The organism is Desulforamulus profundi (assembly GCF_002607855.1).
The window spans coordinates 13,237-32,093 of record NZ_AWQQ01000027.1 but is presented as its reverse complement, the minus strand read 5'-3'; the positions used below and the strand labels follow the sequence as shown (position 1 = coordinate 32,093).

The following is an 18,857-nucleotide window of genomic DNA, read 5'->3' as shown; positions in this document are numbered from 1 at the left end:
AAAGGAAGCGGCATCGAAATTTTATTTTCCAATAAAAGAATAAAGGGAAAGTAAAAATAATGTCAAAATTTAAGCTTATTATGGTTTGTAGGGGGTAGCGGCGTGAGAGAAAAGGTCGTGGAAATACTCACCCGAAATGAAGACAAAATTATTGAAAAACTCATCGATTACGCTAAAGCCGGCGGCTTTACCAAGTATAATTCTACCCGTCATGAGGACTGGCGGCTCTCCGTACATGAAATTATTCACAGCTTGTCCTACTATCTGAATCATTATATCAATGATGTGATTGATATAGATGAAAATGTCGGGGACGACCCCGTCACCCAATTCGGTATAAAAAGCGCAAGGACTCACCGGGCCAGGGGAATCACCATAAAAATGTTTTTGGGAATGTTCAAGTATTATCGCCGGGCCTATCTGGATGTCATCAACGAAAGCGATCTTGTCCCCGCCGAAAAAACCGAAGCCAAAAAGGCCATGAATACTTTTTTGATCGTTTTGAAATGGGGTTTTGCAGCGAATGGGTCGGAGAAGGACCGGAGTCCAGACTTCTTGAATTACAGACTGTAAATCGTAGTCTAACCAACGAAAAAAATAAACTACGCACCATCTTTGAAAGCATGACCGAGTGTGTTTTTGTGGTTAATTCCAACATGGAAATCACGGAAATTAATGCGGCAGCCGCTGCCTACTTCGGGGTAAACCAGGAAGATGTTTTGGGAATGAGTTGCTCCCACTTGATGGGCTGCGAGTGTAAGAAAGAAAAATGCCACCTCCATCACGCCATGACATCCGGCGTATGTTACAAAGACATGGAGGTCGAGATCAATACCAGGCGGGGGCGGCGGCGTATCCTTACCAGCGGTTCTTTTCTCCATGATATCAGTGGCAAATACGCCGGTGGGGTGCAAGTTTTTGTGGACATCACCGAGCGCAACGTCATGGAACAAAACCTGCGCTTGCACATGCATGCCAATAACAGCTCCATCGAGTGTGTTACCATCTTCGATGAAAGCGCCCAGTTAATTTATGCCAACTTTGCTGCTCTGGAGTTGTTTGGACGCAGCCAAATGGAAATATTGGGCCAGAGGATCGAAGACGTTTATCATGGCGGAGAGAAGGTGCTGATGTCTCTTATCCGCGGGGATTCCTGGAAGGGAGAATTAAGCCAAATCGGCTATATCCTTTATATTATTGCCAACCCCATTCGCCTTCCCGGGGGAAAAATCATCGGCTTTTATGTGGCGGCCAGGGATATTACCAACCATAAAATCACCCAGTTAAAATTGCAGCAGGCCCGGGAAGAAACCGAACGGGAAGCTGCCAAACTGCGGGCCATCGTTTCTGTGATGAATGCATCCATTGCTTTAGCGGATGCCAATGATGTGATTACCGAAGTCAATGAACAATGGACGGCACTGCTGGGCAAGACCCGGGAAGAATTAATCGGCAAAAAACTGTGGGATCTGCATAGCGGAGAAGCGCTGGAAAAAATCCGTGAATTGGTTCGTAATTATCGCACCCAGCCCCACCAACCCCGGAGCACCATCACCCGTCGTTTAGGCGATATGGATGTGATTATGAGCATCCAACACGTTTACCGCGATAAAATTTATGACGGCATTTTACTGATGGTGGTGGATGTTACGGAAGTGGCGGAAGCCAAAAGACAGGCCGAGCAGGCCCGGCAAATTGCGGAAGCGGCCAGCAAGGCCAAATCGGAGTTCTTAGCCAATATGAGTCATGAAATCAGAACTCCCATGAACGGAATACTTGGTTTTGCGGAGGTATTACTGCAGCAAAATCTGACACCTCAGCAGGAAGAAAGCGTTAAAGTGATCCAGCAATGTGGCGAACAATTGATGGAACTGATTAACGATATCCTGGATCTTTCCAAGATTGAATCCGGCAAGCTGGTATTGGAAGAAACCATTTTTAGCCTGCGTAACCTTATCCACAAAGCAGTGAGTATGGTAGAACCCAGACTGGCGGAACGTAATGTTGAAATAAAGATCGATATAGAGCAGGATCTGCACGATGATTTCAGGGGCGATCCGACGAGGATTCGTCAAATACTGACAAATTTACTTTCCAATGCCGCAAAGTTCACCCACCAGGGTCATGTTGGAGTTGTGGTAAGCGGTGAACCGGTGGTTCAGAATAACAGTGAAATGAAGTTAAAATTTACTGTGGAGGATACCGGCATTGGTATTCCTAAGGAAAAACTTGATGTGATCTTCCAGGCCTTCACGCAGGCGGACGGTTCAACCACCAGAAAATATGGTGGAACCGGCCTGGGCCTCACCATCAGTAAAAATCTTGCTCAGCTGATGGGCGGTGAGATCAATGTCGAAAGTGAAGTAAACCGGGGATCGAAATTTTCCTTTACGATTCCGATTTCCATGGTAGAAGGAATCAGTCCTGATCCTGCCAAAGAGCAGATACATTCAGGTTTTGGCGTTGTTTTGGTTGTGGAGGATGATTGGACGACCAAACGATTAATCGCTAACTATCTGGAAAAAGCAGGATATGCAGTGATCGCCACTGACCAGGGCAAACAGGCTTTAACGATGGCGAAAATATACCGTCCGGATGTGGTCATTTTGGATATCCTGCTGCCGGACTTGAGCGGTTGGGAAGTCCTTGAGAAAATTAAAAAGCATGAACAAACCCAGGATATTCCCATTGTGGTTTGCACGGTGCTGCCGGAGAAGGAAAGGGCCTTTTCACTGGGAGCGGTAGATTTCATTCAGAAGCCGGTTTCAGAAAAAATTCTTATCGGGAGGCTGAACAAGCTGACCATGTCACAGAAGACCAATGACACTCATATTGTGCTGGTTGATGATGAAAAATCCGCTCTGGAGTTTTTGAGGACGGTCGTGGATGGCGCCGGCTATCAAACCCATCAGTTTTTGGAGGCGGAGGAAGCTTTAAACTATATTTTTTCCGGTGGAGAAACCCATGCTATTATTTTGGACCTCATGATGCCTAAAATGGATGGCTTTGAGTTTCTCGACAGACTGCGCATGGAACCTGAATGTAAGCATATCCCTGTGTTGATCAATACAGGAAAGGACTTAACACAACAAGATTATCAAAAATTAAATGACAAGTATGAGCGGATCTTAAGCAAAAGTTTCGTGCGCTCGGATATCTTGTTGGAAGAATTGGGTCACCTTGTTAAACATGGCGTTGCCAGAAATAGTGTAGAGCAGCAGGAACAAAGGTGCATTCATATTCTGTTAGTAGAGGACAATGTTTTTAACCAACGCCTGATTGTTCAACTGTTGTCCGATGAATATCAGGTTACCCTGGTTGAAAATGGGCTACAGGCCCTGGAAATCCTTGAACAGGAACGGTTTGACATCATTTTGATGGATATGCAAATGCCTGTCATGGACGGCTATGAAGCCACCAGGCGAATCCGGGTTATCGAGAAATATAAAACGTTGCCCATTGTGGCTTTAACGGCCCATGCCATGAAAGGGGATCTCGAAAAATGTATAGAAGCCGGATGCAACGGGTATATCACTAAACCGGTGAAGCGGGATATGCTGGTAAAAACCATTAAACAACATGTTTTACCCCCTGTCGGCACAACTAAAAAGAATCGCAACAGGGATAAAGGAGTGGAATCACTGGTCCCCTGGTACTTGCAGGATCTGGCTGAAGAAATTGAAAAGCTGAAAAACGCTGCCAAAATGAATGATTTTGTAACGGTACGGTACATCGGTCATGGTCTGAAGGGTTCCGGCGGTGCTACGGTTTTCCTGAATTCTCTGCCATAGGCGCTGACATTGAGAGGGCGGCCATGCAGGAGGACCCGGAACAAATCAGAAGCTTGGTCAGCCAACTTCGAGAGTTATACACCGAAGTGTTGGAGGAAGAACTTTAAACGGCCGGTGAATGACGTAGGCAGTATTTAGAAATTCTTCTTTAGCCCCGGTTCATTTTACCGGGGCTATCGTTGACTATGTAAAAATTATATTTAGTCCACTCCGACAGGATAATGGACATAATAGGCGAATACTCTAATAAAAATAGTCCATCGGCTGAATAGGACAGGGAGTGAGAATATGAAGATAACGGTAGAACAATTGCAGGAACAGGAACTCAAACCTCTGTATCAAGACGCTTCTCAACTGGGCTTTGGCCGGATTTTTACAGATCGCATGTTTACCATGCGGTTTGAAGAAAATGCTTGGGTTGAGTCCAGAATTGAAAAATATAAGAACTTCAGTCTGGACCCGTCCGCCTGCGTATTTCACTATTCACAGGAAATCTTTGAAGGCATGAAAGCTTACGCAGCAGAAGATGGCCGGATCCTGCTGTTCAGGCCGGAACAGAATGTAAAGAGAATGAACCGGTCCGCAGAACGTTTGGTGATGCCAACCATTCCGGAAGAAGATATGCTCCAGGCCATTGCGGAACTGGTTGTGACAGAAAAAAGATGGATTCCCCGGGCCCCAGGTACATCCATATACATTCGGCCAACCATGATTGCCACAGAGCCCTTCCTGGGTGTTCACCCCTCATCTCAGTACTTGTTTTACATTATTTTAAGTCCGGTAGGTGCTTATTATAAGGGCGGCTTCAATCCTGTAAGGCTTTACGTTGAAGACGTTTTTGTAAGAGCAGCCGTATGCGGCGTAGGGGATATTAAGACCGGTGGCAATTATGCTGCCAGCTTGATGGCAGGTTACCGGGCTCAGCAGAAGGGCTTCTCACAGGTACTGTGGCTGGACGCCCGGGAACGAAAATATGTTGAAGAAGTCGGAGCTATGAACATATTCTTTGTTTACGGCAATAAACTGGTAACTCCGGAACTGACCGGTTCTATTTTGCCTGGCATTACCCGGGCTTCCGTTCTTGAACTGGCAAAACACCTTGGTTTGGAAACGGAAGAAAGGGCCATCAGCATTGACGAAGTGATTGAAGCATTGCCGGTGGCGAGATTACAGAAGCCTTTGGCTCCGGCACCGCAGCGGTTATCTCACCGGTAGGCTCACTGTTCTTTAAAGAAAAAGAATACACCATCAACAATAATGTGGTTGGTTCTGTTACTCAGAAACTTTATGACAAATTAATTAATATTCAATATGGTAAAGAAGAAGACCCCTTTGGTTGGGTTCGGGAAATTGGACATTTGTAAATTTTATCACAGAGGAGGCTGTTGCCTCCTCATAAAACTTTCGCCAGGATTATTTTGTTTGCAAACAAATGTTAAATATTTCAAAATTTTTTAAAAAATTAAATGGGTAGGAGGAAGGAGTTTTATTAATATAGTAGAAAATAAAAAGTATAATTGTAAACCGGGTGGGAGGTATTTGTAATGAAAGCATTGTTAGAGCAACTCTCCAAGGACAGAGATAAATTTTTGGCTTTTTTGCAATACCTCATAGATACTGGAAGACTAACAGAAGACGAAGTCATTAGCATCATCAGGCAGTGTCAAGATTACTCATCCGTCAATACAATAGAGGATAAAGAGTAGCCAAACCACTTGCGCTTGTTAGAAAGTTCAGCATTTTCAATATTAAATTATCTTTTTATTTTCCCTTAGCAGGAAAACGCTTGTGAAATGTAGAATATGTCTTAAAAAAGACATTGAATATTCTATGACATAGATTGGGGGTCATGACCATTTTTAAGCTTCATGAACTGCTAAGTGAAAATGAGGACATGCTCATGTGTTTTTTGAACTATCTCCAGCTTAATAAAAAGATTACCGAGGACGAAATCAAAGCATTCATGCAGCTCTATGAAGAGCAGAAAAACGTAACCAAAAGTGAAAAAAGAAAGTATAAAAGTCTTAAGGATTTACAGTTTATCAAGTAAACACCGGGCCAGGGTCCGGTGTGTTATTTTTTTCGTTAAAACACCGTAAAAACAGAAACTATCGGGAAGAAAAAGATGCTTTCTGCGTTATTTATATAGAGAAACGAGAGGGGGGCTGGGGCGTTATTGGGTCTTTCCCTCCTCGCAGTACTGACAAACTTACCTGTTGTAGGGTTCTTTTTTAAGCTTGTTGTTATCGCTGCCGGCTTAGGTTCCCTTGTTTTAGCCCATTGAAACCGGCCCGGCAGAATGCCATATAAAACCAGTCCGCCCTGGCATGGCTGTCAGGGCTTTAAAATTTTATCGATCTTACTGGGATGCCGGATAAAAAGGACCAACCTGGATTACACTATCTTCATGAAAACGAACACACAAAACATTTCCACCTTTAAGGTAGCGGCGGCCTACATCGGAACTGTGGTGGGAGCGGGGTTTGCCTCGGGTCAAGAAGTTCTCCAGTTTTTCAGTTTTTTTGGAACAACCGGCATCCTTGGTTTGATCCTATCCACGATATTATTTGTCTTTTTCGGACTGATTATCTTGGATTTGGGTCGCAGGTTAGGCGCTGATTCGCACGAGCAGGTTATTCGATATGCCGGGGGGCGATGGGTCGGCGGTATCGTCGACGGCATCATTACATTCTTCTTATTTGGTGCTTTAACAGCCATGGCCGCCGGGGCCGGTGCAATTTTTCAAGAACAATTTGGCTTGTCTCACTTACTGGGCAGCCTGCTTTTGGTGATTGCCACCGGATTTACCGTGCTGCTTGGCTTATCGGGAGTCATTACCGCCATCAGTTATGTGGTGCCGGTGATGCTGGTATCTGTTTTGGCCATTGCCATCGCCACCCTAGTCACGTCGCCCATTAATTTTGACGCCGTGAACCAGTGGGCCCAGGCCAACCGGGCACCGGTTCCTTTCTGGGTCTTTTCGGCCATCATCTATGTATCCTACAACCTGGTATTGGGAGTCGCGGTTTTGGCACCCTTAGGCCGGCACGTGAACGATCCAAAAACACTGCAGAAAGGAGCTTTATACGGGGGAATTGGGTTAGGAATCGGTGCTTGATCATAAATCTGACCCTGCTGGCCAATATACCGGGTGTTTCCCAATATGAAGTTCCCATGGTAGCAATTGCTGCTCAGTATTCGCCTGCAATCATGGCAGGCTACAGTATCATACTGTTGGCCGAAATCTATACCACCGCAGTTGGAAGTTTATTTGGTTTTGCCGAAAGAATTACCGATCAGGGAAAGCCTATGTTTAAATGGGTCGTGATAGGGACCAGCGTGGTCGCCTTTGGCGCCGGGCAGCTGGGCTTTTCCACTCTGGTCCGGGTACTCTATCCCGCTGTAGGTTATGCCGGCCTGCTGATGCTCGGCGGACTGCTTTACGGCTATGCCAAAGAGCGTGTCATTGCCCAACCGGCCTTTAAACCAAAGAAGTAAAACCAAATAATGAAGCCGGTCATGCAGGGGAAGCAACAAAAACAAAAGGGTTTAGAGCAAAACGCTCTAAACCCTTAAGATTTTTATAAAACATTGGTCGGGGTGACACGATTCGAACGTGCGACCCCCTGCTCCCAAGGCAGGTGCGCTACCAAGCTGCGCTACACCCCGATGGTTTAACTGACAACTGCTATTGTAGCAAATTTGCTGGTTGTTGGCAATAGTTAAAAACCGCCGGAAAACAAAAAAACAGTCCAGCTACGTTGCTGGACGGGGAGAGATAGAACTCACCAAAGCGGAGTATTAGTATTTTTGACAAATAAAATAAAACTTATTCACTATAATTTGGAAAAAGTAAAACTTGTTAAGAAATATAGGAAAATATTGGTCATAACTTGGACAAATCCCCTATATATATTTATTAAAATGCCAGCCCGGAGGGGGTTTTAGGTTATGTACCGTTATAAGGTTTTAAGCTTATTCATGGTGTTGCTGATATGGTTTACTTTTTCATCCCTGGCCATGGCGGAACCGCAATCAAATAACCCACCAGACAAAGAGGATGTGCCTAAAGTCACCAGTAAAGTTTTTATAATTATTGCTGACGGTCTCCAGGCAGAGACCCTGCAAAAGACTTCCGCTCCCAATATAAATGGGATTGCCAATGCCGGGGTCAGAACCACCAAAGTCATTTCGGTATTTCCGGACAGCACCCAGGCCACCGTGGCTTCCATCTTAACCGGTATGCTGCCTGAACAACATAAATTTGTCCAGGTGGGAGACAAACTGGAGGGTCAAACCATCCAGGATTTAATGGAGAAGAGGAAGATCAATACAGCATTTTTTGGCGCTGATGGTGAATTGAAGAAGTTAATAGCCCAGGGAGGACACAACTGTACCGGTCCCTTTAATGGAAAGGATGAACTGGTTGTAACCAATCTCTTAAACGAGTGGTCCCAGAGTCAGTCCTACTTAAACATCGTCGTGTTGCCTGAACTTCGCAGTGTTCTTGACAAACACGGGGTCAACAGCAATGAGTATAAGATGGCGGTGACAAAAACCGACAGCCAGATTGGGCGGCTGTTAAAGAAACTACATGATGAGAACAGCTACGAGAACAGCATGATTATCATTACTGGGACATTAGGGTCACCGCCTTTAATTATGAAGGGGCTGCCCTTTAAAGAGAGTACGCAGCTTCCCCCGGTCAGTATCTGCGATGTTGCTCCTACGATTGGCTACCTGAACGGCATAAAGCTGGAAAGAACTGATGGCCTGGTATTATGGAATTCCTTTAAAGAGATTGCCGGTCAGTCCAGTGAGTACTTGATGAACGAAAGAATAAAGGATCTCAGTCTGGCCAATGCGCACCTGCTGGAAGAAATGAGTCGGCTGCAAGAGGAAAAACTGCGGGTTAAACAGCAGCAGGAAATTGTGGCCAGGGAAAAGGAAGATATCCAAAGGCAAATTGGAGTGAGGGATCAAAAGATAGACGGCCTGAAAAACAGGATCAGCTTGTATCATATGACGGCCATTGTTTTGTTTGGTCTTTTGGGACTGGGCTATATCGTCCTTTACAAAATACTGCGCAAGAGATTTTTAATGTTTTAATAAAATAAGATGTGGTGTAATTCGCACACCACATCTTATTTTTCGTTAATTTTAAACTGTAAAGAAATGTTGTTTAACCGGTCAATATACCGCATCAGTTTTTTGGAGGCATTGCGGATTTCCCTGAGGCATTCCTGCTGGCTCATGGTTGTTTCCGCCAGTTTATCTGAACCCACCACACAAGGATGATCCGGTTGGGGTATTTTCTGCAGTTCTGCCGGAGAAGCCTGCGGGCTGTTTAAGGACTTGACAAATTTTTTCGCAGCTATATCCGATTGTTCTGAGCGATTGATAATCACCTGGGCTGTATGATTAATATCATCCACCGAAGAACGAATGGACTGAAATAAAACTCCCAGGTGCCCGGTCATGGTATTGAAGGCGGTGGCGAGCCTGCCCAGTTCATCCTGGTTAAGCACCTGGACCTCCCCCGAAAAGTCGCCGGTGGAAACACGGTCGGTGGCTTTCACCAGTTCTTTGACGGGTCGTTGCACCACCCTAAGGATGATCAATCGGCTGACGATGAGACCCGCCAGGATGGCCAGCAGGGAAGTGTACAGTTGGTTATAAGCCGTATCAATCAGGTGGGCGCTGATATAACGTAAATCCGTCTCCATCCAGAAGTAACCTACGGGTGATTCACCCCGGGGAGCGACGGGAGAAATAAATTCCATGGCCAGGGGCCGGCCCTTAATGTCTGACATGTATTTAAGGGTATCTTTGTTTTGCACCATGGCTTCTTTTATCTCGGATCGGTCCAGTTTTTGATTCAGTAAGCTTTGGTCCGAAGACATGACGATTTTCCCGGTTAAATCCATGACGGCCACCCTTTTGACAAAGGGATCCCGTTCCAGGTGATCCATGATGTTGCTTAAAAGGACGGTATTGTTTCCCCGCAGGTAATCAGCCGCAAAGGCGCTGACAGTTCTGGCCGTGAGCCAACCGCGGCTTTGGGCTTCTTCCATCATGATGGCGCGGTTACGGGCATAGGAATTGATTCCGACACAGATCATTAAAAACATGATTAACAGGGTGATGCCCAGGCTCAGTTTAAAACCCAGGGAGAATTTGCCAATTCGTTTGGATTTTCGGGAAGTTGTATGTTTAAACATTTGAAACACCTCCGACCAATATCAGTGTATCACCTGATTTGATACAACCGGCCTCAATACTTCCAGGAGGTAATTCCACCACCGTAGCTGCTTTACGTACAATGGGAGTAAAACGCCAGGGGATTAAATTTTCCTGCAGATAAACAACTCTTCCTTGCCGGTCCAGAAAAACCACATCAATGGGAAACTTCATGAAACAGGTATGAACCGATGAGCAGGGATGCAGAACCAGCCTTCGCCGGGAGGAAAGTCTTTACGGCCCAACAACCCCTTTAACCTGGACCGGAAGGTATCTGCCACATGAACGGTCTTTGCCACAACCCTGTCTTTGGAGCGGTTAATCACTTGCATAAGCATACTCCTTAGCTGGCAAAGGCCTTCATAATTTGCAGTACCGCCGGACCCAGCAAAATGACGAATATGGCCGGAAAAATGAAGAATACCATAGGAAACAGCATTTTGATGGGAGCTTTCATGGCCATTTCTTCGCTTCTTTGACGGCGCTTTTGGCGCATTTGCTGGGACTGGGTGCGTAAAACGTTGCCAATGCTGATCCCCAGTGTATCCGCCAAAATAACGGAGCCACAGAAACTGGACAGGTCGTCCACTGCGACCCGGTCGGCCATGTCCCGCAGGGCTTCCCGGCGGGGCTTTCCCATATGACACTCCTGCAGCATGATGACAAACTCATCGCCTAAAACCCCTTTGGTTTTTCGGCCACTTTCATCAGTGCCCCGTCAAAGCCCAGGCCTGCCTCTACACTTACCGTCAATAAATCCAGCGCATCGGGCAGGGCTTTTTCCACCTGGTTTTTCCGCTGTTTAATCCTGGAATTAATAAAAAGTTCCGGACCAAACCAGCCCAGAGGAATTCCCGCAGCGGTCAGAAAGACGGCCTGGGAAAGGGATTTGCCCACCACGTCGGCAAAGGTCCAGAACAGAAACCCAATTCCCACAGCAACCAGGTACTTTAAGACCATCCATTCCCTGGCGTTGAGGTTGCCCGGGCTGCCTGCGGCCATAATTTTTTTCTGCAATTCCGCCTCCCGGGCAGCGGGGATAAACCTTACCAGCAGCCTGGCGATGCCGGCCAGGGCGGGCCGTATGGCCCGCTGGTAAAGGGGGACGCTCAGTTCCAATTCCCGCACCGGCACAGGGGACCCCACCACCTGGTCGATACGCTGGGCTATTTGGATACGTTCGCCAAAAAGAAATCTGTAGACGACCAGTGTTCCAAAGGAAACAGCAAAAAAAACCAAACTCAGAGAAATATGCAGCCAGCTGTCCATGTACTACACCTCGATATCAACAATCTTTTTAATCAAGATCACTCCGGTGATCTCGGAAAAATGGCGGCGGCCACCAACAGCAAACCTATTTGGTTGGTAAACAGGGTCATAATATACCCCGGGCTGATCGCAAACATGACCGCCGCCAGGCCAACCGGCAGCAGGCCGATCACAAACCCCGATATTCTGCCCTGGGCAGTCAACGTGCGGATCTGTCCTTTGATGCGCACCCGCTCCCGGATGGTCTCGGCAATATTGTCCAGAACCTCTGCCAGGTTGCCGCCCACCTGCCGCTGAATCAGTACCGCTGTAACCAGCAAATCAAGGTCATCGCTTTTTACCCGCTGGGCCATATTCTGCAGGGCTTCTTCCGCCTGGGTCCCCAGGTTCATTTCCTTAAAAGTGCGGCCAAATTCCTTGGAAATAGGGTTGGGCAGTTCCTTACGGACCATATCCATGGCCTGCAGAAAACTGAAGCCGGAGCGCAGCGAGTTTGACATAATCACCAGGGCGTCGCCAATTTGTGCATTAAATTTGGCCAACCGTTTTTGGCTGGTCATGCGTACCAGCAGGAAGGGGACGATAAAGCCGCAGATTCCTGCAATGACGCCAAAGGCCAGGTTCAAGGTGAGCATTAAGAAAAATATGGAGCAGCCTAAGCCGGCCAGCAGCACCAGCACAACAAATTCTTCACCCCGCAAGGGAATATCCGCTTTGGTCAACTCACCTTCCATCCGTTTGCCGATGCCGCGTTTGGCAAAAAACGGGCCGCACGTTCCAGCAGCCGGCGCCAGGTGGTTTTGGGAATATCCTCACCGCTCCGGGCCAAACGCTGGCGAAAGGTTTTGGCCGTTAATCTGTTCATGCGCCGGCTGATTTCCGAACTGTCCCTGGTTAAGAGCTGGTGGAGCCCTAAAACCATTAAATTACCGGCAATAAATATAAGGACAGCGATCTTTTCCGGGGACATCAAAAGCACCTCCCTATGTTTGAGCAGTTTTACCCGGTTTAAAAAATAGAAGGACTGAAAATATCCGCAGGAAGTTTAATACCGCTGGATTCCAGCCTGTGAATAAATTTAGGCCGAATGCCGGTGCTCTGGAAGGAGCCTTTAATCCTACCGTTTTCGTCCACCCCGGTCTGCCGGAAGGTGAATAAGTCCTGTAAAATAATGACTTCCCCTTCCATGCCCTGCACTTCCGTAATATGTGTAATTCTTCGGGAACCGTCCCGGAAACGGTTTTGCTGGATAATTAAATCAATGGCAGAGGATATCTGTTCCCGGATGGCCCGCACGGGCAGGTCCATGCCGGCCATCAGCACCATGGTTTCCAGGCGGGACAGCATATCCCTGGGGGCATTGGCGTGACCGGTGGTCAGGGAACCGTCGTGACCGGTGTTCATGGCCTGCAGCATGTCCAGTGCCTCGCCGCTGCGCACCTCACCCACCACAATCCGCTCGGGCCGCATACGCAAACTGTTGCGCACCAGGTCCCGAATGGTGATGGCGCCTTTGCCTTCAATGTTGGGCGGGCGGCTTTCCAGGGTAATGACGTGTTCCTGCCGTAATTGGAGTTCCGCTGCGTCCTCGATGGTGACAATCCTTTCATCCGCCGGAATGAAGGAGGAGAGTACGTTTAAGGTGGTGGTTTTACCACTGCCGGTACCGCCGGAGACCACAATGTTCAGCCTTGACTTAACACAGGCTTCCAAAAACTGTGCCATTTGGGGTGTAATGGTGCCAAATTTGATCAGATCGTCAACGGTATAGGGGTCCTTGGAAAATTTTCGTATGGTGACGGTGGGTCCGTTTAAAGCCAGGGGAGGGATAATGGCATTAACCCGGGATCCGTCCGGCAAACGGGCATCCACCATGGGCATACTTTCATCGATGCGGCGGCCAATGGGGGCGACAATTTTTTCGATGATATGGAGAACGTGGGCGTTATCCCGAAATTTTACACCGGTAAGAACCAGCTTGCCATCTCTTTCCACATAAACCTGGTTCGGCCCGTTCACCATCACTTCCGATATATTGGGGTCGTTAAGCAGGGGTGTGATGGGGCCGAAACCGATGGTTTCATCAATGATTTCCGCCACAATGAGCTGTCTTTGGGTACGGGCAATATTCTCATTTTCTTCATCCAAAAGTTCGTTAACCAGAGCTTCAATTTTTTGCGCTAACAGGTCGGGGTTTTCTTTACTATCCTCCGAGGTGTCGTTTAATTTTGAAATTACCTTTTTGTGCAGGTTTAAGGTCAGTTCCTGGAGTTGACCTCGATTCTGCTGGCGCAGGTCGCGCCGGGTGAGGGAAAGTTCCTGCTGTTCCGCCTGTTCCTGCTGCAGTGATTTTTGCTTTTCCAACCGTTGTAACAGCGACATTTGGATCACTCCTAGAAGCTAAATAACCGGCCAATAATGGAACGCTTGGGTTCCTCGGCCTCTTTGCTATCCATGTTTTCCGGTTTGACGCCCGCAATTTTATAGGCCAGATCCATGATGGCTTCGCCAATTTTGCTGCTGGACTGGGTCATGACCGCCGGCAGGCCTTTGTTAATGGAACTGCGGACAACCTTTTCTTCGTAGGGAATGACTGCGTAAGCAGCCTGGTGGAAGGATTTTTCCAGGTCGGTAATTTTAATGCCGCCTTCCAGGCCGGCACTGTTAATCACCAGTTTTATTTTTTCGTTATAGCCCAGGGTGCTGAGGATATCCATCGTGGTTTTTACGTGTTTCACACAGGGTAAGTCCTGACTGAGCAGCACCAAGATCTGATTGGCGGCATCCAGCGCGGCCAGGTTGATGTCGTTATACAGGGGAGAAGTGTCTATGACAACGTAGTCAAAGTTTTGCTGTAATACCTGCAGCAGTTCTTCAACCCGCTGCAGAGTAATTAACTCGGCCTGTTCCGGGCTCAAGGGCGCCGGCAAAATTTTCGCCCCGGACAGGTGAGGCAGCAGGTAGCTGTCCACCAGGCCGATGTCCAGGGCATCGCTTTCCTGGGCCAATTCGGCAATTGTGCCCTTCACCGTGATATTGAGCATAACACCGATATCGCCGCCCTGCAGGTCCAAATCCACCAGGACCACTTTTTTCTTGGTGGTCTGGGCCAGAGCAATGGCCAGGTTGGAGGCCAGGACGGTTTTACCCACACCTCCCTTGGAACAAAACAGGGTGATGATTTTACCCTTTTGAATTTTTATCCGGGGACTGGCCTGGCTCTGCAGTCCCATGAGACCCAGCCGTTTTTTGTTGGCCTCGTATACCCGGCGGATGATGTCGGCCAATTCGTTGCTGCTGAAGGGTTTTACCAGGTATTCCCTGGCGCCCGCAGCCATGGCCCGGCGCAGGTATTCCTGCTCTCCTTGAATGGAGACGATAATGATGGAACATTCCGGGGAACTGTTGGCAATGGTTTCGGTTGCCTGAATGCCGTCCATTTTGGGCATGTTGATATCCATGAGAATAATGTCCGGCTTCAGGCTGGCGGCCATGGCGATGGCTTCCTCACCGTCGGCGGCTTCGCCGATGACGGTGATATCGTCTTCAAAATAGAGCAGGCGTTTTACATCTTCCCGGGTATTGGCGATATCATCCACCACCAAAACATTGATTTCCGGCATGGCGACAACCTCCTTAACTAACGAACCAGATTTTGCATACGGGCGGAGGGCAGGCTTACGGTGCCTTCGTCCTTGGGTGAGCGCAGCATAAGTCGAATCGTCCCGTTTTCAGAAGCCAGGGTAAGGGGAGGGGCCTGATCCGGTTTGACAGCCAGGGTAACGGTTTGGGTATTCACCTTTTTGTCACCCTTTTGAGCGCCGTCCAACGATTGCCCAACGGCCAGTATGGTGATATTTTGCATAATCAAAGAAGTGAGGGTGGCCTTTTCCGCCTCATGATCAAAGGTAACCAGCACATCCACATGGTCCCCGGGCCGCAGCAAGCCGGCCACCCCGCTGATATCATCCACGGCAACTGTCAGGGCTCGCTGGCCATGGGGAATGGTAAGGGCCAGGCCACCGCTGAGGTCATTGTCTTTATGGAGGCGGCTTAGTAAAATAGGTTCTTCAGCAAACAGTTCGCTACGGGATATTTTACCGACCACCTCATTGAGCTCCATAGCGGTGCCGGGCTGGATCAGTTCCACCGGAATATCTTTAACCTTAACCATTTGTTCGGTAACCATGGTCCTGGGTCCGATCATTTGCTTGGGAACCACCACCTGCTTAAAGTTACCGGAAGAACGGTAGGATTTTTTCAAATTGTCCAGGTATTGATAAACGCCAAAGGCAGCTGCCAGTCCAAATACAATGGCAAGAATGAGAATCAGTTTACTGCGCATTTTATTTCCTCCTGTTATTCAACCAGTTTTGCAGTTCGTAATCCGTAGTCTGTCTGTTCAAGGCTTCCTTCACCTTCGGCGAGGGTCTTTACAAAACGCCCGGTGATGTCAATGGAACCGGAGTCCCGCACATCATCCACTAAAAATGCCGCAAAACCAACCACTGTTACAGGTTTGTGCCCATTCAGCTTATCGTAGTGAACCACCGGTAATTTTATTACTCTGGGGCAGTCGGGTTGAAAGTTATCGTAAGTGCAGCCGTGTTCACACTTAGAAATACGTGCTGTAATTCCGTCAATGGTTTTTTGTTTTTTAACACCGGTTAAAGTATCAATTTCGTAACTTACCTTAATGATTCCATCATAACCATTCGCCAGGTAGTATTGAAAATCTTTAGCACCTGAACTATCGGGAAAATCCAGAGCGCCGAAGTTACCCGGCCCGAAATCGGAGTCCTTTGACCTTAAAGTGTATTGCTGGCCAAATACTAAAGGCTGGGTATCCGGAATAAAGAGGGGGGCCGCGCCGTAGACCGAAGTGATCGGCATCACCCGGGCAGTGGCTTTGGCCTGTAAATCAACAGAAGTAAAACCCAGGGCCTTAGCCATGATGTAATCTACGGTCTTACTGGCGGTTACCTGTACCCCCACGAACTGGGAGGTTGGCAGATTCGGGACCAGTTTTATGACCACCTGTTGATCGTTTAGTCCATTCTGAAGTGCATAGTTACGGGCTACAGATTCGGCATTGGCAGGATACTCGGGTAATTCCTGTACTCCGGCTAATGCCGCCGCATCTGCAGCATTGGCCAGACGGTTTTTGTTTAAGGCCACTAGACCAAAGTCCGTTACCAGTGCAACTGCGCCGATCAGAGCGGTCATGGCGAGAGAAACCAGAACCACCGCCAGTCCCCGCTCCTCATTCATTAGCCTTTTTATAATTCTGTAAACTTTCATACCGGGTCACCTCATTCAATACGCATGGTCGTTTGAGCATGTACTGTAAAGGGGTTTGTCATAATATCACTCAGTACAGGGGTATATAACTGCACCGGGTATTTTACTGAAACAGTCAGCGAAACACCGGTGGTCCGACTGGCGGGAGAGGAGGGGGTCACCTCCACAACCAGGTCGGCGGCGTTTAACCAGGAAGCGGATTCCTGTACCTTCTGTTTAATAAAGGCATCATCTTTGCCCGTATAAATCACCGTAGCCCGGGCAGCCTCTCGGGAAGCGTGGGTAACTGTTAAATAAGTAAAGAAAATCCGACCAAATTCAATGGTACCCATGAGGAGAATGATTACTATCGGTAAAATAAGAGACAACTCCACCAAGGTTTGGCCCTTTTCACTTTGCCTAATTTTTCTCAAGAACGCACTCAATGTCATCACCTCAAAAAATACGTGGCCAGGGTACCAGCAGCTATGGCTACACCATAGGGAAAGGCCTCACCGGCTTTGGCGGTGGCAAGGGTGCCAAAAGCATTTACTTTTGGGGTACCGGGAAGAAAGGCAAAAAGAATGTATTTTAAACTTTGCCATAAGCGACCGCTTTTTGAGAGAAGGACCAAAGAAATAATTCCTCCCACAATGGCAGTAGAAAGAAAACAGAGCCATACAAAATGGGGACCCTGCCAGGCACCGATAACAGCCAGCATTTTAACGTCACCAGCTCCCATACCTCCCAACATAAAGGGAATTAAAAGAAGTGCAAGTCCAAGGGTTGCCCCCTTGATGCTGAAAAGAAGCCCCGTCAGACCACCGCTGGTTAGACTGTATAACAGAGCCAACATAAAAGCCGGGAACAGTACGATATTATATATTTTTTATATCGCAGGTCGGTGTAAAGGGAAATACCGACCACCAGGACTAATACCAGATCAGGTAACATTTGCCATCAGCCCCTTATTAGCAGGCGACCCTACTTAGTTACTAAGTAGGGTCGCAGCACTTATTGTGCAATATTAGTTATATTATTGTTGAGCAGGCGTGAGGCTGCCATTTACGGCGGTAAATTTGTCTCTTAGACCGCCACCTAATGCAGTCAGAGCCGCTACACAAACTACAGCTATTAAAGCGAGAATAAGACCATATTCAGCCATACCTTGACCACTTTCTCCTTTTAAAAGATTCATCATCATTTCTTTCATTGTTTTAAATCCCCTTTCAATTTAATTTGAATTGTCTGATGATAGATTGTTGGCTACCGGCTCAATACCCGAAGGAATTGCTCTTACCATAAGCTGAAAAGAAGCTAGAATAAATAAAACCACAAGTGCCAAAATCAGACCATACTCAGCCATTCCCTGGGCGCATTCCTCAGACCACAAGTGCATTATTCGATCCAGTTTTAGCCACCACCTCTCTCCCAGTGGAGTTGCCGTATTGCTTCTGTGTCTATAGATTAACAGTTTCTACCGAATCTTACATGATTCAATAGACCCATTTTATGGTAACCCGTAGTCACCTTCCAAAGTTCCTTAAAGTCATGCCATATTGGGCTGAAAGTCCCAAAAAACACCCTGGAGCAACGCTCAGGGTGTTTAAAGGTCCACAAGTTTTTCTCTGATGGCGTACAGCGCGGCCTGGGTTCGGTCTTCTACTCCGATCTTGTTAAATATATTGGTCAGGTGGTTTTTCACAGTTTTCTCACTTATATACAAGATTTTTGCAATTGCCTTGTTGCTCTGGCCCCTGGCCAATTGCCTGAGAACCTCAATCTCCCGGTCGGTCAGTGACTGGTGTTTCCTGTCGTGATGGTCTCCGGAGGTAAGGCGGCTGAACTCGGCCAGTACACGGGCGGTCAGGGCGGGAGGGATAAAGGAATCGCCCCGGGCGGCCCCGAGGATGGTCTGAATAAGCTGGTTGGGGTCCACATCCTTCAACACGTAGCCGGATATACCATGTTTTATTAACTCAAACAAATACTCATCTTGGTCATGAATGGTAAGGGCAATAATAACGATGTTTGGCCTCAGTTCTTTAATTCTCCGGCAGGCTTCAATGCCGTTCATAACAGGCATGTTGATGTCCATCAATACAATATCCACTACATTATGAGTGCAAAATTCCACGGCTTGCTGTCCATCGGCAACTTCTCCTACAACATGAATTCGAGGTTCTATGGACAGTATTTTTCGCAAGCCTTCCCTGATCAGGGCATGGTCATCGGCAATTAATAAATGAATTGACTGGTTCATAACAGCGCCTCCCC

22 protein-coding genes, 1 tRNA gene and 1 pseudogene are annotated in these 18,857 nt (G+C 47.6%); 8 read left to right on the top strand and 16 right to left on the bottom strand.

What is annotated here, in order from left to right; translation table 11 throughout:
- Positions 1-102: 102 nt before the first annotated feature.
- The 7 genes and pseudogenes from P378_RS20890 (at position 103) to P378_RS20025 (ending at position 7,289) form a co-directional block, all read left to right on the top strand.
- Positions 103-573: a hypothetical protein gene (locus P378_RS20890; protein WP_238472856.1), complete on the top strand. Its 471-nt coding sequence runs from the start codon at positions 103-105 to the stop codon at positions 571-573.
- A gap of 68 nt (positions 574-641) precedes the next feature.
- Positions 642-3,791: a response regulator gene (locus tag P378_RS03955; RefSeq protein WP_238472855.1), complete on the top strand. Its 3,150-nt coding sequence runs from the start codon at positions 642-644 to the stop codon at positions 3,789-3,791.
- Positions 3,792-4,079: 288 nt separating this feature from the next.
- Positions 4,080-5,155: pseudogene (locus P378_RS03950) on the top strand (branched-chain amino acid aminotransferase).
- A 180-nt stretch (positions 5,156-5,335) separates the two neighbouring features.
- Entirely contained in the window at positions 5,336-5,497 is a 162-nt protein-coding gene (locus P378_RS19375) for a hypothetical protein (protein ID WP_180260976.1), read from the top strand.
- A 143-nt stretch (positions 5,498-5,640) separates the two neighbouring features.
- A complete protein-coding gene (locus P378_RS03945) occupies positions 5,641-5,841 on the top strand; it encodes a hypothetical protein (protein WP_180260975.1) in 201 nt (66 codons plus the stop codon).
- 357 nt (positions 5,842-6,198) lie between these two features.
- A complete protein-coding gene (locus P378_RS03940; protein ID WP_207653992.1) occupies positions 6,199-6,909 on the top strand; it encodes a YkvI family membrane protein in 711 nt (236 codons plus the stop codon).
- Complete coding sequence (locus P378_RS20025) at positions 6,906-7,289, top strand: hypothetical protein (protein ID WP_207653991.1); 384 nt, start codon at positions 6,906-6,908, stop codon at positions 7,287-7,289. Before P378_RS03940 ends, P378_RS20025 begins: the two co-directional genes overlap by 4 nt.
- Before the next feature lie 94 nt (positions 7,290-7,383).
- Here the strand turns inward: P378_RS20025 and P378_RS03935 are convergent.
- Positions 7,384-7,460 (bottom strand) — tRNA-Pro (locus P378_RS03935).
- Positions 7,461-7,742: 282 nt separating this feature from the next.
- Here P378_RS03935 and P378_RS03930 point away from each other — a divergent pair.
- On the top strand, positions 7,743-8,900 hold the full coding sequence (locus tag P378_RS03930; protein ID WP_099082347.1) for an alkaline phosphatase family protein: 1,158 nt from the start codon (positions 7,743-7,745) through the stop codon (positions 8,898-8,900).
- A gap of 35 nt (positions 8,901-8,935) precedes the next feature.
- On the opposite strand, the gene P378_RS03925 is transcribed toward P378_RS03930, so the two are convergent.
- From P378_RS03925 to P378_RS03865, 15 genes are all read right to left on the bottom strand, one after another.
- On the bottom strand, positions 8,936-10,012 hold the full coding sequence (locus tag P378_RS03925; protein WP_099082346.1) for a HAMP domain-containing protein: 1,077 nt from the start codon (positions 10,010-10,012) through the stop codon (positions 8,936-8,938).
- A complete protein-coding gene (locus P378_RS20885) occupies positions 10,005-10,205 on the bottom strand; it encodes a DUF192 domain-containing protein (RefSeq protein WP_238472854.1) in 201 nt (66 codons plus the stop codon). The genes P378_RS03925 and P378_RS20885 overlap by 8 nt, the downstream gene beginning before the upstream one ends.
- Positions 10,202-10,363 carry a DUF192 domain-containing protein gene (locus tag P378_RS20880; RefSeq protein WP_238472853.1) on the bottom strand — a complete coding sequence of 54 codons (162 nt, stop codon included), beginning with the start codon at positions 10,361-10,363 and terminating at the stop codon, positions 10,202-10,204. Before P378_RS20880 ends, P378_RS20885 begins: the two co-directional genes overlap by 4 nt.
- 11 nt (positions 10,364-10,374) lie before the next feature.
- On the bottom strand, positions 10,375-10,671 hold the full coding sequence (locus P378_RS20875; protein ID WP_238472852.1) for a type II secretion system F family protein: 297 nt from the start codon (positions 10,669-10,671) through the stop codon (positions 10,375-10,377).
- 35 nt (positions 10,672-10,706) lie between these two features.
- Positions 10,707-11,300, bottom strand: a complete 594-nt coding sequence (locus P378_RS20870; RefSeq protein WP_238472851.1) for a hypothetical protein — start codon at positions 11,298-11,300, stop codon at positions 10,707-10,709.
- 38 nt (positions 11,301-11,338) lie between these two features.
- Entirely contained in the window at positions 11,339-12,022 is a 684-nt protein-coding gene (locus P378_RS03910; RefSeq protein ID WP_238472850.1) for a type II secretion system F family protein, read from the bottom strand.
- Entirely contained in the window at positions 12,019-12,270 is a 252-nt protein-coding gene (locus P378_RS20865) for a hypothetical protein (RefSeq protein WP_238472849.1), read from the bottom strand. Before P378_RS20865 ends, P378_RS03910 begins: the two co-directional genes overlap by 4 nt.
- 38 nt (positions 12,271-12,308) lie before the next feature.
- Positions 12,309-13,682 carry a TadA family conjugal transfer-associated ATPase gene (locus P378_RS03905; RefSeq protein ID WP_099082345.1) on the bottom strand — a complete coding sequence of 458 codons (1,374 nt, stop codon included), beginning with the start codon at positions 13,680-13,682 and terminating at the stop codon, positions 12,309-12,311.
- A gap of 11 nt (positions 13,683-13,693) precedes the next feature.
- Positions 13,694-14,923 (bottom strand): CpaE/TadZ family protein, encoded by a 1,230-nt coding sequence (locus P378_RS03900; protein ID WP_099082344.1) that lies wholly within the window; start codon positions 14,921-14,923, stop codon positions 13,694-13,696.
- A gap of 17 nt (positions 14,924-14,940) precedes the next feature.
- Positions 14,941-15,645: a Flp pilus assembly protein CpaB gene (cpaB, locus tag P378_RS03895; protein WP_099082343.1), complete on the bottom strand. Its 705-nt coding sequence runs from the start codon at positions 15,643-15,645 to the stop codon at positions 14,941-14,943.
- Positions 15,646-15,659: 14 nt separating this feature from the next.
- Positions 15,660-16,601 carry a pilus assembly protein TadG-related protein gene (locus tag P378_RS03890; RefSeq protein WP_099082342.1) on the bottom strand — a complete coding sequence of 314 codons (942 nt, stop codon included), beginning with the start codon at positions 16,599-16,601 and terminating at the stop codon, positions 15,660-15,662.
- An 11-nt stretch (positions 16,602-16,612) separates the two neighbouring features.
- The gene (locus tag P378_RS03885; RefSeq protein ID WP_238472848.1) at positions 16,613-17,014 is read right to left on the bottom strand and encodes a TadE/TadG family type IV pilus assembly protein; all 402 of its coding nucleotides are present in this window, start codon (positions 17,012-17,014) and stop codon (positions 16,613-16,615) included.
- 17 nt (positions 17,015-17,031) lie between these two features.
- Positions 17,032-17,436, bottom strand: a complete 405-nt coding sequence (locus P378_RS03880) for an A24 family peptidase (protein WP_238472847.1) — start codon at positions 17,434-17,436, stop codon at positions 17,032-17,034.
- Positions 17,437-17,616: 180 nt separating this feature from the next.
- Positions 17,617-17,793, bottom strand: coding sequence for a Flp family type IVb pilin (locus P378_RS03875; protein ID WP_099082340.1), 177 nt, complete (start codon positions 17,791-17,793; stop codon positions 17,617-17,619).
- A 393-nt stretch (positions 17,794-18,186) separates the two neighbouring features.
- Positions 18,187-18,843 carry a response regulator gene (locus tag P378_RS03865; RefSeq protein ID WP_099082338.1) on the bottom strand — a complete coding sequence of 219 codons (657 nt, stop codon included), beginning with the start codon at positions 18,841-18,843 and terminating at the stop codon, positions 18,187-18,189.
- Between the last annotated feature and the right edge of the window lie 14 nt (positions 18,844-18,857).

Excerpts from the sequence above, each read along its gene's own strand:
- P378_RS19375 (WP_180260976.1), top strand. The coding sequence starts at position 5,336 with ATGAAAGCATTGTTAGAGCAACTCTCCAAGGACAGAGATAAATTTTTG.
- P378_RS03945 (WP_180260975.1), top strand. The coding sequence starts at position 5,641 with ATGACCATTTTTAAGCTTCATGAACTGCTAAGTGAAAATGAGGACATG.
- P378_RS03940 (WP_207653992.1), top strand. The coding sequence starts at position 6,199 with ATGAAAACGAACACACAAAACATTTCCACCTTTAAGGTAGCGGCGGCC.
- P378_RS03930 (WP_099082347.1), top strand. The coding sequence starts at position 7,743 with ATGTACCGTTATAAGGTTTTAAGCTTATTCATGGTGTTGCTGATATGG.
- P378_RS03925 (WP_099082346.1), bottom strand. The coding sequence starts at position 10,012 with ATGTTTAAACATACAACTTCCCGAAAATCCAAACGAATTGGCAAATTC.
- P378_RS20885 (WP_238472854.1), bottom strand. The coding sequence starts at position 10,205 with ATGAAGTTTCCCATTGATGTGGTTTTTCTGGACCGGCAAGGAAGAGTT.
- P378_RS20880 (WP_238472853.1), bottom strand. The coding sequence starts at position 10,363 with ATGCAAGTGATTAACCGCTCCAAAGACAGGGTTGTGGCAAAGACCGTT.
- P378_RS20875 (WP_238472852.1), bottom strand. The coding sequence starts at position 10,671 with ATGGGAAAGCCCCGCCGGGAAGCCCTGCGGGACATGGCCGACCGGGTC.
- P378_RS20870 (WP_238472851.1), bottom strand. The coding sequence starts at position 11,300 with ATGGACAGCTGGCTGCATATTTCTCTGAGTTTGGTTTTTTTTGCTGTT.
- P378_RS20865 (WP_238472849.1), bottom strand. The coding sequence starts at position 12,270 with ATGTCCCCGGAAAAGATCGCTGTCCTTATATTTATTGCCGGTAATTTA.
- P378_RS03905 (WP_099082345.1), bottom strand. The coding sequence starts at position 13,682 with ATGTCGCTGTTACAACGGTTGGAAAAGCAAAAATCACTGCAGCAGGAA.
- P378_RS03900 (WP_099082344.1), bottom strand. The coding sequence starts at position 14,923 with ATGCCGGAAATCAATGTTTTGGTGGTGGATGATATCGCCAATACCCGG.
- cpaB (WP_099082343.1), bottom strand. The coding sequence starts at position 15,645 with ATGCGCAGTAAACTGATTCTCATTCTTGCCATTGTATTTGGACTGGCA.
- P378_RS03890 (WP_099082342.1), bottom strand. The coding sequence starts at position 16,601 with ATGAAAGTTTACAGAATTATAAAAAGGCTAATGAATGAGGAGCGGGGA.
- P378_RS03880 (WP_238472847.1), bottom strand. The coding sequence starts at position 17,436 with ATGTTGGCTCTGTTATACAGTCTAACCAGCGGTGGTCTGACGGGGCTT.
- P378_RS03875 (WP_099082340.1), bottom strand. The coding sequence starts at position 17,793 with ATGAAAGAAATGATGATGAATCTTTTAAAAGGAGAAAGTGGTCAAGGT.
- P378_RS03865 (WP_099082338.1), bottom strand. The coding sequence starts at position 18,843 with ATGAACCAGTCAATTCATTTATTAATTGCCGATGACCATGCCCTGATC.